This is a genomic window from Spirulina sp. 06S082, assembly GCF_034932145.1.
Taxonomy (GTDB): Bacteria; Cyanobacteriota; Cyanobacteriia; order Cyanobacteriales; family Spirulinaceae; genus CCY15215.
Genome location: NZ_JAYGHV010000157.1, coordinates 1 through 15,338, shown reverse-complemented (window position 1 = coordinate 15,338; position 15,338 = coordinate 1). Strand labels below are relative to the sequence as shown.

Genomic DNA, 15,338 nt, shown 5'->3' with positions numbered 1-15,338 from the left:
CTATTTTGGGAAAATCAATTTGCAGGGCGGCAAATAATAAACACGCCTGAATATCTTCAGGTTCGAGATCGGGAAAGTCTTCTAAAATTTCGCTAGCAGGGATATTATCTGCTAATGTTTCAAGAATGTCACTAACGCGAATTCGCATCCCGCGTATGCAGGGACGACCGCCACATTTCCCCGGTGTCTGAGTAATTCGAGCTAACAGATTAGTGCGGTCTATGATCATTATTATTCGATCGCTTTTTTTCTTCATTATAACGCGATCGCTTTTCTGTTATATCCAAGGGAATTTTATTCCCTGGCGGATCCCAGTTTAAACCATTGGTTTTTAAAAACCGCGATCGCCAAAACATCGCAGATTATTGTTACTTGCGCCAAATTTCATCAGAAAGGCGACAAACATCAGCCATTTGCGGGACATCGTGAACTCGCAAAACATCGCAACCAGAGGCGATCGCGCTGCAACAAGCCGCCGCAGTCCCCCAAATTCGCTCTTTGGGGTTCTTTTTGCCTAAAAAATGACCGATGAAACTCTTGCGGGAGGGTCCAACTAAAATGGGTAAATTTAAGCTCTGAAATTCAGTTAAGCGTTGAAAAATTTCGATGTTTTGCGGGTAAGTTTTCCCAAAACCAATGCCAGGATCGATCGTGAGATGCGATCGCGCGATCCCCGCTTTTACGGCTTTCTCAATTTGTTCGGCAAAAAAACGATAAATTTCCCCTATCACATCGTCGTAATCTGTCAAGGTTTGCATGGTTTCGGGAGTTCCTCGCAGGTGCATTAAAATGTAAGGAACCTCCAGTTTTGCCACAACGGGAAACATTTCTTCATCAAAAGTTCCCCCAGAAATATCATTGACGATATCCGCCCCTGCTGCAATAGCCAGCTTTGCCACTTGCGATCGCGTCGTATCGATAGAAATGGGAACCGAGGAATGCGATCGCAGGCTTTCAATAATGGGAATAGTGCGATCTAACTCTTCTTGCAAGGAAATTTGCTTCGATCCAGGGCGTGTAGACTGTCCTCCAATATCAATGATATCCGCCCCAGAAGACTCCATTAGCCTTGCTTGGGTCAAAGCTGCATCAATATTGTTAAACTCCCCTCCATCGCTAAAACTATCGGGAGTAACATTTAAAATTCCCATTAAAAAAGTGCGCTCTCCCCAGACAAAAGAACGCTCTCTAATCTCCCAAGGAGTTAATATTAATGGTTTATCTACCATCTTCGCTTAACTCACAATTGATAATTAACGAGACGGGCAAAACTTGCCGCTTCCAAACTCGCCCCACCCACTAACGCCCCATCAATCTCAGGTTGTGCCATGATTTCATCGACATTACCTGGTTTAACAGAGCCGCCATATTGAATAGAAACATCAGCATTAGTCAACTGAGAGCGAATAAAACCGATAATGCGATTAGCCTCCTTTGCTTCACAAGTATCCCCCGTTCCGATCGCCCAGACAGGTTCATAAGCAATCACTAAATTACTTTGATCGATATCTATCAAGGCTTTTTTCAACTGATTTTCGATAATCGCTTCCGCTTTCCCTGCATCCCGTTGTGCTTTGGTTTCACCCACACAGAGAATGGGGATTAAAGCATGGCGTTGAGCCGCTTTGAGGCGTAAATTAACAGTTTCGTCGGTTTCGCCAAAATACTGACGACGCTCGCTGTGACCCACGATCGCATAACTTACTCCTAATTCTGTTAGCATCGCTCCCGATACTTCTCCTGTATAGGCTCCCGAATCTTCCCAATGGATATTTTGCGCCCCTAAGCGCACGCGACTCCCATGCAGGGTTTTAGACATTAACCCCAATGAGGTAAAAGTCGGACACAGAATAATCCCTCTTTCTTCATCAGGATCGATATTGGTATTGGTGATTTCAGGGATAAAGGCTTGCAAAAACTCTTGGGACTCCGCCTGAGTTTTGTGCATCTTCCAGTTTCCAGCAATAAGAATTTTTCGCACGGTTTAACGAGACTCTCTCCAACGCAGATTGCAACTTTATAGTCTATACCAAATCTGGATCAAATCTGATTGAGCCGTTCTCGATCGCTTCACTATCGAGATTAAAAGTAAAAATTTGTTACAATTTCTCCAATTGTCTCTCGCAAGGATTTTCAGATTATGACAGCACGTCAAGATACCCTTTGGAAACAATTGCTCGAGCCGATTTTCGGGGTGTTTCTCGATGGGGAAGAGATAAAACGATTACAAAATAGCATTGATTGGGAAGGGGAATGCGATCGCCTCGGAACCCCAGATTTTGTCTATCCTGAGTATTACCGATCGCAGAATTTTCACGGGGTTGAAGGGGGTTATTTAACCAAAAGTGCAGCGACTACTTACGATCCGATAACGAAATATGTCCTTCCTCCCAATGAAACATGGATTCGCAAAGAAGCGATCGCCGCGATCGGGGGACAACCGCGACGCATTCTCGACATGGGATGCGGGACGGGTTCAATGGCGTTAATGTTAAAACAGACTTTTCCCGATGCAGAGGTGACGGGGTTGGATTTATCGCCTTATATGTTGGCGATCGCAGACTATAAGGCGCAAAAAGCCGGATTAAACCTCAAATGGAAGCACGGAAAAGCAGAAGAAACTCACTTTCCCGAACAATCTTTCGATCTGATCGCTGTTGCGTTGTTGTTCCACGAAACTCCTGCGACGATAGCCCAAGCAATTTTACAGGAATGTTTCCGCTTGCTAACCGAGGGAGGACAGATTGTTATTGTTGATGGCAATCAAAACACCTTGCGTAAAACCGAATGGTTGAATAATATCTTTGAAGAACCATATATTCAAGACTATGCAGCCAACAGTATCGAAGTCGCATTGAGGTCATCAGGATTTGAAGCGATACAAACTCAAGAAGTTTGGTGGATTCACCAAGTCACTCATGGGATGAAACCAATGTTAATGCGAAAAAATGTCGTTGACCTCCAATTAGATCGACAAGAAGGCAATTTACAACCCGCCTTTTAAAATAAACTCCCCACTCCCCACTCCCCATGAGTCTCAAAGCAATTCTTTTTGATTTTAATGGCACAATCATTCATGACGAGCGCCTCCATAAAAAGCTCGTTTATCAAATTATGCTATCAGAGAATTTGCGTCCGCTTTCCGGTGAATATCGCAATATTTGTTTGGGAAAAAGCGATCGCATTGGTTTGAGAGAATTACTGCTGCGTCGGGGACGGGTTGTTTCTGATGAGTATCTCGAAGGCTTAATTCGCAAAAAATCCTTAGCTTATCAACAGAGATTAAAGAAGTTGCAAAATATCCCCATTTACCCTGGGATAAGGGAGTTTTTGCAACAACTTCAAGAAGCGAATATTCTCATGGGGATCGTGACAGGAGCATTGCGATCGGATGTGGATTTTGTCTTAGAAAAAGCAGAAATTCGCGAGTATTTTAGTATTTTTGTAACGGGAGATGAAATTAATACCAGTAAACCCGATCCTTATGGTTATCTTCTCGCGGTAGAGCGAATTAATCGCAACTTTCCTCTCCTAGAAGTGGAACCCAAAAATTGTTTGGCGATCGAGGATTCTCCTGCGGGGATCGAAGCAGCAAAACAAGCGGGAATGCAGGCGATCGGTATTGCTCATAGTTACCCTTTTCACATGATCCAACGTCTGGCAAATTGGACAGTGGATTATTTTCGAGAAATTGAATTAGAGCGGTTGCAACAATTTTTTGCCCTAGGGAAAGAAACCGTGTTACAATAGTACACTTATGAGGGGGATTAGCTCAGTTGGTAGAGTGCTGCGATCGCACCGCAGAGGTCAGGGATTCGAATTCCCTATCCTCCATTACCTTTTCTCACGAATAACAACTGAAATAGTGCTGACGGGATTTGAACCCGCGATCGCCTGTTTGAAAAACAGGTGGCTTAACCAGTTTGCCTACAGCACTTTAATGGTTGCAGCGACGGGAGTTGAACCCGTATTCACTTGGTTATGAGCCAAGCGCTTTACCATTAAGCTACGCTGCGGTGTTGGAGGGTAGAATCACTCATCAAACGGGACTGACGGGAGTTGAACCCGCGATTTCCTGTTAGACAGACAGGCGCTTTAACCACTAAGCCACAATCCCAAAAAATTGATGAGGGATACTACAGGATTTGCAAGGATTGCCATGTAATACAATCTTTGCTTGTCAAGTTTCGGATGGCTTGATAAATCTGGGTTTTCCTTCCTGTTTTCTTGCCATGTCTATATACTACATAAATAATACAGAGCTGTCAAGGGATCGGGCAAATTTCTTGTAGTATCGAGTGACAGAGGAGTTGGCGCGATCGCCCAGCCATTAAAGTAGAGATAAATTTGAGGAATCGCGATCGCGCATCATTAGAAGATAGGATTTATGCGATTCTTTTCAGTGATACTCTAAGATTTATGCCATAATTATTGTCCTGTCTGATGGAGAATGGAGATTTCTTAATGCAGCCTGATTTTGAAACAGCGTATAATGAAATAGTCAGTTTGTTTCGACAATATTTGTATGTGTTGGGTTTCATTTCATTCTACCCAACCTACGGTTATATGCGATCGCACTGTAATTTTTGTATGCGATCGCATATTCACAGATAAAAAAATGCTATTTCTTATAGGTCAAGCCTTGATACGAAAGAAGACAATATTCACTGTGTACTATTGCGCTATAACCTACAAAATTCTGCCACGGTAATTCAATTAAACCGGGTATGGGACGTATCCAAGTACGGGTAGTCCATCCAGCAGGAAGTTCTCCTTTTATAGCTTCATCTTTTGAAAAATTTAAGTATTCATAATATTTCCAATACTTCTTTCCGTCATACCATCCTACTCTTTTGCTGAATTTTTTCCAGATTGTTTCATCAGCATTGAAATTCCCTCCCATGCTTTCCCAGATTTCTTTTTGCACGCTAAAGCCAAATTTGCCTTGACTATACTTGACCCAAAGCATATCAATTTTATTGAGTTCTTGAACTGGAAATTCGTGACAGAGACTTCTAAATTTATAAATTTTGTCTAGAATAAAAATTTGATAAAAAATCCATGTTGTTTCTTTGTCAGCATCTTTCCAGTTCTCTTGCTGCAATAAACATCCCAGTTTCTTACAAAGGTCTATTGCAGAGAGTTGATTAATATCTTCTTGTATTTTGTCACGAAAAGCCATTTTTGAAGATATTTCTGGCTGTAAGGTTAACATCTGAAAAAATCCCTCTCGAAAACGCTCTGAATTTTCTAGATCAGCAAACTTTAAACGAAAAATTTCATACCATTTTTTAAAATCTTTATTATATTGTTGCCTATCTTCATTTTTCGTATTTCCCCAGCATTGAGTTAATCCCTCCCATGCCTTTCGATATACAGGATAAGCATCTGATTCTGAGGGTAAATGAATGCTAGGAATAATACGAGGTAAAATCCGATATACCCGATAAACCCGATCGCATTCCTCAACATCAGAACTCACCTCAAGTAAACCCAAAGCGATCGCGCGTTGTAACTGTTCTCTATACTGAGGTATATCTTCGCAAACTGCCTCTAAAGCTGGGATCGGTACGGAAATTTCATAGACCAAACACCGACTGAGAATCTTTGTAAGGGGTTTGTCGATCTGTTGGTAAAGTTCGTCCCAAATAATTTTTCTTTTCCAATCTTCAGAACTATTCTCTAACTGTGTTAATCTTGCTGCTGCATCTTCTTGACATAACACTTCATCGTTCAGCCATTCCAATAAACGCGGATTGCCTGCCGCTAAATTTAATGCTCGTTGAATGACACTTTCAGCAATTTTATCCGAATTAAAATGCTGCAAGCGCTTTAATTTCTTCTGCAAATCGGAATGATGAAAACTCTCCAAAGGCTGCAGGAAAAAATCATGCAGCAAATCCGAATCGAATTTATAGCGACAGGTAATAATGATGCGATGGGGAGAATCAGTTTCTCGGATCGCCCAAACCAAAGATTCGAGAACTTCCGCCGCTTTGACTTGCAAAATATAGCCGCCGTCGCGATGAGCGAGATTCCATTCAAAGTCGTCAAATACTAATAAAAATGGTTTTGCTCCCATTTCATTCAACTCTGCAAAAACATCTCGCAAGCGATATTTTAAATCCTCAGAGGAATCATTTAATATCTTTCGCGCTTCTCTCGTCAATTTTTCCGCTAATACTTTGGCAAAACTTCCCTCATCCACCTGTTGGCACCATACCAGTGTTTCATAATCAGACAGGCGATCGCATAACCTCGCAGCAATGGTAGTTTTTCCCAAACCACCCATACCGTGTAGCAATACTCCCACCTTATCCCAATCGGTTTTGAGAACTTGCAAGCAATTTTGCAAGCGACGGCGACGACCGACGAATTCAGTGCGGGGCAAAACTCGCAAGCGTCTTTGGTCGTCAATAAAGAGATCTGTTACCGTTGGCGAAGGAGCGCGTTTTCGCCCTTTTGTTTTCGGTGCTGTCACTAACGCACCGGGAAGAGTATCAGCAATATACAAGCGCAACAGATGCCATTGCGTCCTCGCGCCCCCTAAATCGGACTTTAATTCCAATTTCCCCTTAATTGGGCTAGAGGGGCAATATTCGAGTAACTCTCGGTAGGTTTGCGCGATCGCTTCGGTGACTGTAGAACCCACGGACAGTTGCTCGTAAATCATTGCTGCTACCCTCGAAGCGTTGTCGTCATTGACGCGATCGCCCCAACTCAATACAGCCCTTGCTCCTTCTTGCAATAAAGCCTCAGCTAGGGAAGGTAAAACATCACCAGAAGTATAACCCGTGCGACAGCCAGAGAGAAAAATCAAATTAGGCTTGGATTTTTGCAGCGATCGCGCAATGTCTCCCCCACTGCTGTTTCGGCGATCGCCGAATTCTGTCTCGGTGAGAAAATAGGGTGTTCCTGCGTCGATATCGGCATGACCCGTGAGGTGTACCACATCGAAATAGTCGCGTTCGTAGTCCTCCACCAAATGGCGCAATTCTTCTAAATTACCGCTTTCCTCCACTGTCAGGCAAAGCGATCGCTTTCTCTGAGTCGCTGTAATAATGCGCCCTTCTTCCGCTTCAAAATCCAACTCCGGCTTTACCCCGTGAGGAGAAGTCGCCATAAAGAGAACATTGAGAAAGCGATTTTTCGGCTCGTCTCGCACTGTCAGGCACTCTTTATCCTCCGTCAACCAGCGCACGGGGACGATATCGCGTTGGATTAAAAATTCAGTCCCATCGTGCAATAATTCCCAAGGTAAATTCGCCAACCTGCCAGAAGTAGCGATCGCCAATACGGTTTGCTCTCCACGAGAACATTGCGTTAAAGCGCGACTGAAAAGGCGATCGCTCCCATCGAGCCAGTTAAAAAGCAATTGACCTGTTTGCGCGTAATCTACGGGGATTCTGGTGTAATAATCGGTGTCGGCGCGATCGTTCAAACTGGCAATATCTGCAAGGGAGAGAATGCCAGTTTGATAATCGTTGGGATTGTCCCAAAAGAAACGAAATTCAGCATCTTCTTGTCCTCTCGCTTTGAGATTGATGTGAAGAATTTTAGCCATAGTACAGATTTGCGATCGCCGATGAATCAGTCTTCCAAAAGTTCCTTGAGTTGCTCGATGGTGGCGTTTTTCAGGAGCAAGCGTCGCCCATCTTCCGTGACAATTAGTGCCTGTTCGATTGCCTTACCCGAGTCTTCTTGCTGCGATTTTTGATACCATTGATAGAGTTTTTCAGAAATCGCGATCGCCCCTCCTGTAATGGCGACAATGGTGGCGATCGTAGTGAGTATTTCTGCTTTTTGAGGGTCGTCGAGGGTTTCGCTACTGCCTTCAATGCCTTCAATCGCGAGAAGCGATCGGGCTGCTTCTTCTGCTCTTCGTCCAGTAATTTCGATTTTCATTCTTCGACCCTCACTATTGATTGATGGTAAATCATTGCAACTTTTTCTATTAATAATTAATGGTACCAATCATCTAGAGAAACTGCTCGGTATAGTCAGAAAATCCAATTAAGAATACGATCGCGCTTTGCATAGCAAGAAAGTTGTTATATTCTGGGTTATCCTTGTTTGAGATGAGCCGCTAACAGAGCCGCTTGAGTGCGATCGCGTAAATTCAAACGACTCAAAATATTAGTCACATAGTTTTTCACAGTACGCTCAGAAATATAGAGAGTAGCCGCAATTTCCTTGTTACTATATCCCTTTCCCAAACAGTGCAGTACTTCCAATTCCCTTGGGGTTAATTGAGAGATTTCTGGGGGCAGATCGATCGCCGGAGGAGGGGCGATCGCCTTTTCCAACAAACCGGGACCGAGTTGGGTATATCCTTGATAAACTGAGCGAATAGCTTGAGCCAACTCTTCCGATGGCGTATCTTTTAACAAATATCCTTTTGCACCGTAGTTTAATGCCTTACTAACATATTCATCATCATCAAAAGTTGTTAAAACCAGAACTTTAATATCCGGTGCTTGTGCTTGTAAAGTTTGAGTTGCTGCAACCCCATCCATAATTGGCATTCGTACATCCATTAAGACAATATCGGGATGAAGAGAAAGGGCTTTTTCCACCCCGATTTTACCATTTTCCGCCGTTCCAACAATTTCTAAATCGGGTTGTGCCTGCAATAAGCTACTCAACCCTTCGCGAATAATGCCCTGATCGTCAACTAATAGGAGTCGAATCATTTCTAAGTCGGTAATGAATGATAGGGACAGCAAACAGACATAGGGAGGGAAGTTTCACCTCATTGCATCTGGAATTGCCGAAGTCCCTTTCCTGCCTAATTTTCCTGTCTCTATTGTAGAACGGTTTTCTTCCCTAGAGAATTAACGAGAAATTTGTCAATATAGACTTATAGAGAATTTGAGAAATTTTGATGAACATTTCCATACAATCCGTGTACAACTGGTATCGCAATACCCTCCGTAACCCCAAATACCGATGGTGGATAGTTTTGGGGACTTTAGTTTACCTATTGAGTCCATTGGATATTTCCCCAGATTTTATTCCCATTATTGGTTGGATCGATGATGGAATTATTGTCAGTCTATTGGTTGCAGAAGTTTCGCAAATGCTGATCGAGTTTTCTAACAAAGACAAAAATGGGACGAAAAATGAAACAGAGACAGGCGATCGCGCGACAGAAGCCGAAAAAGTCGTTAACGTGGATGCTGTGACGGTTGAGGAATGAGAATGAACCCGGGAAAAATCACCATTTTTCCCTATACCGTTGAGTGTTAGCAGAGTTGGAGCGCGATCGCCAACACTTTTTGCATTCAGTGCTTGAGGTGCGTAATTTCTCGAAATAATACCGTTACAATTTAGATTATTGTTCCTCAAACAACTTGCGTTTGCTGAGGGAGAATGTCAAAATCAGGTGTATCTGTTGGGGGAAAATGCAATGTCGGTTTTAGTTTTACTGGATGAAATTGCCAATGCTTTAGAGAAAGATAGCGATCGCGTCAGAATTCGGAAATTAATTTTTTGTGCCTGTAAAAACCGTTGGGAAAACGATAAAAGTATTCTCTTAAGTTTTAGTTTACCCGATCTACTTCTCGAACTTTATCAAAATAATACCACGGTTGAAAAATTAACTGCATCTCTTTACAAAATTGTGCAAAAATTAAACCGAAAAGCAGAATATTCTGCTGTTGCGAATACGATCGTCAATCAATTGGATCAGCTTTACGAAGATTCAGAAGATGAGATGACAAAATTCGCCACCATTGAAGATAGCACTCAATTTGCCCCTTTTGCAACTCCGGCTTCTCCTTTGCTCGAAATTGTTCGAGAATTAGAAGATCATGAAGAAAAGCTCCGCATCAGAAAATTGTTATTTTGTACTTGCTACAGCCAGTGGGAAAACAATCCGCAAAAGCTCCTAGATTTGAATTTACAGCAACTTTTAGAAGTAATTCAGCAGAAATATCTTACTTTAAATGAGTTGAAATTAGGATTAGAAGGAATTATTGAAAATCTGAATCGAAAACAAGAATATGCTAAAATTGGTAACTTCCTTATCGATCGCCTCGATCTACTTTATCCCAATTCTAAAAGTAAGGCATCTCTCTCCATTCAAACCAGCAATTCTAATGGTCAAGATGAGATTACAATAGGAACTCATTTTGCTAACCATAGTTTAGAAGAAGCCAGTGCTTTTGCCGAAGAAAACAGTGCTTTCGCCGCAGTTGCTGCTTATTCTACCTCTGAAGATCGATGCGATCGCAATGGTATATCTGATGATATCTCAATCGCTAAAATATCACCTCAATCTGAGCTAGAATGGGAGTCTCAACAAGCAGGAGATGATACAACAAACTATACTCCTACTCCCGATACTGATTTCGATCGCGATCGCGAATTGACAATAACAACGAAAGAAACAGCAACGATATCAACAATACGCGATTACGATCCCTTTCAAGTTCGCTTAGAGGTCATGAAATATTCTAATCCCTTGCGAGCAAAAATTTTGGCTTTTTCAACCCTCCATCATAAATTTGAGATTACCAGTCAGGAGTGGTCGAGTTTACGAACCCTTTCTTTTGATGAATTATTACAGAATTTGTATGAAAATTATCCCAATATCACTGCTTTAGAAAAACCTCTCTATGACACTGCAAATGGTTTAGCATCTCCGGATGAAAGCAACCAAGCAGCAGAAGCGATCGTGCAAGCAATGAAACCTTATTATCCTTAAAAGAAAACAGGAAAGATTTTTACTCAAATTTAGATTAAATTAGGAACATAAACAATGGATGCTCAAGAACTTGTAAGACGTTATGAAACAGGAGAAAATAAATTTCAAGGTGTTAATTTAAGTGGCATAAATCTTCTCAATGCCGATCTCATTGGTATCGATCTTAGGAATGCCGATCTACACGGTGCAACATTGATTTTTTCCTATTTGAGTCGCGCTCAATTGAATAAGGCAAATTTAAGAGATGCTAAATTAAGCGGCACTAATTTGAATCAAGCCTCAATGACAGGTGTAGATTTACATAATGCAGATCTACATGGTGCAAGTTTACAAGGTGCTAATTTACGCAGTGCGGATATGACTCTCGCAACTTTATTAGATGCGAATTTAATTGAAGCTGATTTAAGAGGGAGCAATCTAAGTGGAGCGAATTTGACAGGAGCCTGTTTGCGAGGGGCAAATTTACGAGAAGAAAAGCGCATTTATACAGCAAATTTAATCGGAGCAATTCTTTGTGGGGTTGATTTGCAAGGAGCAGATTTAAAGGGTGCAGATTTATCGAAAGTTGATATGAGTGGTGCTAATTTACGGGAAGTCAATTTTCGTGGAGCAGACTTACGCGGTGCTAATTTGAGCGGAGCAGATTTGAGCGGTGCTTATTTGACGGAAGCCAATTTAAAGGGTGCAAATTTGGCAGAATCTATTCTTAAAAATGCCAAAATGGAGCGAGTTATTTTAAGTGGCGCAAATTTAACAAAAGTGAATTTACAAGGTGCAGTGATGCCAGATGCAAAATTAGATAAAACAGAATTAAGTCAGTCCAATTTGAGTGAAGCTCGTTTGAATCGAGCCGATTTGAGTCGAGCTAATTTACGCAATTCTAATTTAAGCAAAGCCGATCTCATTGAAGCATATTGTGCCAGAACAAATATGACAGGAGTTAATTTAACCGATGCCAATTTATCCCGAGCAGAGTTAAGTTCGACGATTTTAACTTGGGTAGAATGGAAGGGTGCAATAATGCCAGATGGTAGCGAGCATGATTAGCGATCGCGTTACTAATTCTTTTCTAGAGTGAAAAGAGAAGAAATTTTTGCGATCGCTAAATTTAATGACAACGCATAGTAATTCCGGGTGCATAGGCTTCAAGCACTGAACCCGTGCGAGAACAACTAACTAGGAGATAATCGCAAGCAGGACACTGGGTTTGCACGATTTTATGTTTAGAGAGATAATGGCGTTCTGCGTGGCTGCCACAGTTAGGACAGCGTACTTTTTCGATTCTTGACATTTTTAAATTGTCCTTGTTAACTCAGTTTACTTACGGATTTAGCAAAAAACTTTGATTTTATCGGTTTTTAAACATTTTATTCTCTCCATTATCTCAAGATAAAGTAAGTTTGTCAATCTATTTTGTCTGAGGTATTGCCTGCGATCCCCGCGATCCCCAGCCCTCTCTCGTCACAAAACCCTGCATTTTATCTCTCTTGAACAAATCTTAAATTTTCCTTAAGACTAAAATACAGTAATAGCAACACCTCCCCAAAATGCGATCGCCTGCCTCGATCTGCTCGATCGGAAAAATCCTCAGCTTGTATTCTAGAAGAGATGTTACAACAAGGATTAAAACTGATGTCAGTTGAGTGGCAAATTGTCAAGACTTACGAGGACATTCTTTATCATAAATTTGATGGAATTGCCAAAATTACCATCGATCGCCCTCACAAAAGAAATGCGTTTCGTCCCAAAACGGTTTTTGAACTCTACGATGCCTTTTGCGATGCGCGGGAAGATAGCCAGATCGGGGTTGTGCTGTTAACGGGTGCAGGACCTCATTCCGATGGCAAATATGCTTTTTGTTCTGGAGGAGACCAAAGCGTTAGAGGAGAAGCCGGCTATGTTGATGATAGCGGTATTCCTCGCTTGAACGTTTTGGACCTACAGCGTCTCATTCGTTCCTTACCGAAAGTTTCCATTGCTCTTGTGGCAGGATATGCGATCGGTGGGGGTCATGTCCTACATTTAATCTGCGACTTGACCATTGCTGCTGATAATGCAGTTTTTGGGCAAACCGGTCCTAAAGTTGGCAGTTTTGATGGTGGTTTTGGTGCCTCTTATTTAGCTCGTGTTGTTGGTCAAAAAAAGGCTCGCGAAATCTGGTTTTTATGCCGTCAATATAGCGCTCAAGAAGCTGTGGACATGGGTTTAGCTAATTGTGTTGTTCCAGTAGACCAATTAGAAGCAGAAGGCATTCGCTGGGCGCAGGAAATTCTGGAAAAAAGCCCGATCGCCATTCGCTGTCTTAAAGCTGCATTTAATGCTGACTGTGATGGACAAGCCGGCTTACAAGAACTCGCGGGTAATGCCACGATGCTCTATTACATGACAGAAGAAGGTAGCGAAGGCAAACAAGCGTTTTTAGAAAAGCGTAAGCCTGATTTCCGTCAATATCCTTGGCGACCCTAATCAATTATTAATGAATAATTTAATAATGAACGAGTTAAGTTTTCTAAGCCGTTTGGCTTTGAGAAGTGACAGGAAGAGGAGAGGTTAAAGACGATTCTTGAGTTTCTTCTGAACAACCTACTTCTGAACAACTTAAACTCAGAGAATGTTCGAGATAAACGATTTCTGCATCCCAATCTTGCCAAGATGATTTTGTAAAGGGGTGTGCTGCTAAACTACAGGCTTTCCAACATCCTTTGACGGGAACTCCCAGTTGTTGGCACATTCCTCCTCGTCTTCCTTCTGGAGAATAAAAAGTACAGCAGCGACAGGCAGATGTGAAAAGTTTTTCAGTATTCATGAGGTTTATTTTGAGTATTAAAAAAGGGATTTATTAGGGCTTTATCTTTTCCATTGTGGTTCGCTTCCCGGAAGGTTGCATCATTATGTAATAAATAGATACAAATTTTGCTTGCCTTGGATAAATTATGTAAACTTTAGTTACTAAAACCGGATTGGCGTTAAGCTAAAACCATTGGGGATCAAGCTAAAAACTATGTTAAAACCCCTCGTTTGCAGAATTTACCCTTTACCATTAACGCTAGGATAACCTCTGAGTCGGTACTCTAGAATTTTTTTAATATTTTCTTTATGGTGTGTTTTGTATCTGCGTGCTATCAGCAATATTGCTGAGTTAGAGCGATCGCTTCTCTGGGTTGTATCGCCCAATCTGGAAATGAGTTGGCGATCGCCCTTTTGGAGCTGAGAACTGTAGCAATCTATACTTTTATCCCCAGAATTATTTTTCCGATCGCGGAAGAAAAAATAACAGCAAGAGAATAAAGACGAGGTATCATAAATTGAATGAGAGTCCGTTATTGATTCAAGAGTTCGTTATGAGTCAAAATACTAAGACTGAATCGACTACGACCCCCAACCTCAGTCCGGTACTGGAAGGGGCTTTAAGCTGTTTAGATGTCCAGATTGAGGCAGAATTAGCACGCTATCGCAAAGGGCGATCGCAGCAACCCGATCGCGCGGGTACAAGCCCGCAAGTTAGTTATCCTCAACCTCCAAAACCTGGCATGGCGGTGCTTCCTGTGGTAGAACAAAAAGGGGTTGCAGAGGGTCAAACAAGCGCTAGTAAGGCGATTGATAATCAGATCGCCGACTTTACCCAGAAATCTACTGCAAACGACGCGGAGACCCAAGGAGGTGTTTCTGCGGGGTCGGATACGGAAGCCCCACAAGAATATTTAGCCTCTTCAGAAGAACTTTTGCGAAATGTGGCGACGGCTGAAGCACAACAACCGGTAGAGAAGCGGAAAGGGTTCGCCGATCGCCTCTTAACGCCGATGGGGGTCGGTTCGGTGTTAGTTTTGGGAACAGCGATGACGCTATTGGGGGTGACATTACTTTATCCCGATCTCTTGACGCGCTTGGCTGGGGAGGAAAATAGTGATGCAGAGACAACGGCGATCGCGCCGGAAACGCCGAAGCCATCACCCACGACGACTCCCTCCTCTTCTCCCCTCAATCTCACGGGTCCTAATTTAGCAACGGACGAATTTGAGCCTGTGAATCCAGATTCTCTCAGTACGGTGGACACTAATCCAGATTCTGCACCTTCTCCCACTTTACCAACTCCCGAGGCTGGGTCCTCCCCGGCTAATCCATCAACGGAGACTCCCTCATCCCCTGGGGGGGCTTCGGATTTAACGACGGCGTTATTATCCCCCAATCTTCAATCCCCTGAACCTCCTGTTGAGGCTACACCGACCCCTTCTCCCAGTCCTTCTCCAGAATCTCCCGATCCGGTGGTTGAAAATGCACCTGGGGCTCCTGGCCGGGGCGATCGCTTTCATTATGTAATTGTGGATTATGAGGGAGGGATTTCTCTGCAACAAGCACGGGCGATCGTTTCCGAATCTTATGTTCGTAATTTCCCTCAAGGGGCGCAAATTCAAATGGGGGCTTTTTCTTCAGAAAAGGATGCTCAATCTCTTGTCTCGCGTCTCGAACAACAGGGAATTAAAGCAACGGTTTATCGTCGTCAGTAATCAATTTACAATTGTACAGGAAATGCGATCGCAGTTGGTTAATTAGCTGAAAATTAGTTAACCAATTCAATGAAAATAATCTCGGTATAGTTGATAGCGGGGAAAAACAGCGCGATCGCGAAACT

The 15,338-nt window shown here is 42.6% G+C and carries 15 protein-coding genes and 4 tRNA genes; 8 read left to right on the top strand and 11 right to left on the bottom strand.

The genetic code is table 11. The features are described 5' to 3' along the window. From VB714_RS11820 to tpiA, 3 genes are all read right to left on the bottom strand, one after another. Positions 1–229, bottom strand: a 229-nt coding sequence (locus VB714_RS11820; protein WP_323224337.1) for a DUF433 domain-containing protein, incomplete at its 3' end; no start/stop codon positions are given. Between the two features lie 139 nt (positions 230–368). Further along, positions 369–1,229, bottom strand: coding sequence for a dihydropteroate synthase (gene folP, locus VB714_RS11815; protein WP_323224336.1), 861 nt, complete (start codon positions 1,227–1,229; stop codon positions 369–371). Positions 1,230–1,240: 11 nt separating this feature from the next. Continuing rightward, positions 1,241–1,981: a triose-phosphate isomerase gene (gene tpiA / locus VB714_RS11810; protein ID WP_323224334.1), complete on the bottom strand. Its 741-nt coding sequence runs from the start codon at positions 1,979–1,981 to the stop codon at positions 1,241–1,243. Positions 1,982–2,140: 159 nt separating this feature from the next. On the opposite strand from tpiA, the gene VB714_RS11805 reads away from it, so the two are divergent. From VB714_RS11805 to VB714_RS11795, 3 genes are all read left to right on the top strand, one after another. Then, entirely contained in the window at positions 2,141–3,004 is an 864-nt protein-coding gene (locus tag VB714_RS11805) for a class I SAM-dependent methyltransferase (RefSeq protein ID WP_323224332.1), read from the top strand. A 26-nt stretch (positions 3,005–3,030) separates the two neighbouring features. Then, positions 3,031–3,750 carry an HAD family phosphatase gene (locus VB714_RS11800; RefSeq protein WP_323224330.1) on the top strand — a complete coding sequence of 240 codons (720 nt, stop codon included), beginning with the start codon at positions 3,031–3,033 and terminating at the stop codon, positions 3,748–3,750. 11 nt (positions 3,751–3,761) lie between these two features. Beyond that, positions 3,762–3,834: transfer RNA gene (locus VB714_RS11795), tRNA-Ala, on the top strand. A 29-nt stretch (positions 3,835–3,863) separates the two neighbouring features. Here VB714_RS11795 and VB714_RS11790 read toward each other — a convergent pair. The 6 genes from VB714_RS11790 to VB714_RS11765 form a co-directional block, all read right to left on the bottom strand. Next, positions 3,864–3,937, bottom strand: a tRNA-Glu gene (locus VB714_RS11790). A 4-nt stretch (positions 3,938–3,941) separates the two neighbouring features. After that, positions 3,942–4,016, bottom strand: a tRNA-Ile gene (locus tag VB714_RS11785). 28 nt (positions 4,017–4,044) lie between these two features. Continuing rightward, positions 4,045–4,117 (bottom strand) — tRNA-Asp (locus VB714_RS11780). A 504-nt stretch (positions 4,118–4,621) separates the two neighbouring features. Then, positions 4,622–7,564 (bottom strand): GUN4 domain-containing protein, encoded by a 2,943-nt coding sequence (locus tag VB714_RS11775; protein WP_323224328.1) that lies wholly within the window; start codon positions 7,562–7,564, stop codon positions 4,622–4,624. Between the two features lie 26 nt (positions 7,565–7,590). Beyond that, positions 7,591–7,905 carry a hypothetical protein gene (locus tag VB714_RS11770; RefSeq protein WP_323224326.1) on the bottom strand — a complete coding sequence of 105 codons (315 nt, stop codon included), beginning with the start codon at positions 7,903–7,905 and terminating at the stop codon, positions 7,591–7,593. A 158-nt stretch (positions 7,906–8,063) separates the two neighbouring features. After that, positions 8,064–8,693, bottom strand: coding sequence for a response regulator transcription factor (locus tag VB714_RS11765; RefSeq protein WP_323224324.1), 630 nt, complete (start codon positions 8,691–8,693; stop codon positions 8,064–8,066). 191 nt (positions 8,694–8,884) lie between these two features. Here VB714_RS11765 and VB714_RS11760 point away from each other — a divergent pair, with 191 nt between their 5' ends. From VB714_RS11760 to VB714_RS11750, 3 genes are all read left to right on the top strand, one after another. Further along, complete coding sequence (locus VB714_RS11760; RefSeq protein WP_323224321.1) at positions 8,885–9,199, top strand: YkvA family protein; 315 nt, start codon at positions 8,885–8,887, stop codon at positions 9,197–9,199. Between the two features lie 138 nt (positions 9,200–9,337). Continuing rightward, on the top strand, positions 9,338–10,708 hold the full coding sequence (locus tag VB714_RS11755) for a hypothetical protein (RefSeq protein ID WP_323224319.1): 1,371 nt from the start codon (positions 9,338–9,340) through the stop codon (positions 10,706–10,708). Between the two features lie 54 nt (positions 10,709–10,762). Beyond that, entirely contained in the window at positions 10,763–11,755 is a 993-nt protein-coding gene (locus tag VB714_RS11750; protein WP_323224317.1) for a pentapeptide repeat-containing protein, read from the top strand. Positions 11,756–11,816: 61 nt separating this feature from the next. Here the strand turns inward: VB714_RS11750 and VB714_RS11745 are convergent, their stop codons facing one another. Further along, entirely contained in the window at positions 11,817–11,999 is a 183-nt protein-coding gene (locus VB714_RS11745; protein ID WP_323224316.1) for a replication restart DNA helicase PriA, read from the bottom strand. A gap of 341 nt (positions 12,000–12,340) precedes the next feature. Between VB714_RS11745 and menB the strand changes: the two genes are divergently transcribed. Next, positions 12,341–13,174, top strand: a complete 834-nt coding sequence (menB, locus tag VB714_RS11740; RefSeq protein ID WP_323224314.1) for a 1,4-dihydroxy-2-naphthoyl-CoA synthase — start codon at positions 12,341–12,343, stop codon at positions 13,172–13,174. A 43-nt stretch (positions 13,175–13,217) separates the two neighbouring features. Here menB and VB714_RS11735 read toward each other — a convergent pair whose 3' ends face one another. Then, on the bottom strand, positions 13,218–13,514 hold the full coding sequence (locus VB714_RS11735) for a hypothetical protein (protein ID WP_323224312.1): 297 nt from the start codon (positions 13,512–13,514) through the stop codon (positions 13,218–13,220). A gap of 535 nt (positions 13,515–14,049) precedes the next feature. Between VB714_RS11735 and VB714_RS11730 the strand changes: the two genes are divergently transcribed. Continuing rightward, positions 14,050–15,213, top strand: coding sequence for an SPOR domain-containing protein (locus tag VB714_RS11730; RefSeq protein ID WP_323224310.1), 1,164 nt, complete (start codon positions 14,050–14,052; stop codon positions 15,211–15,213). Positions 15,214–15,338: the final 125 nt, after the last annotated feature.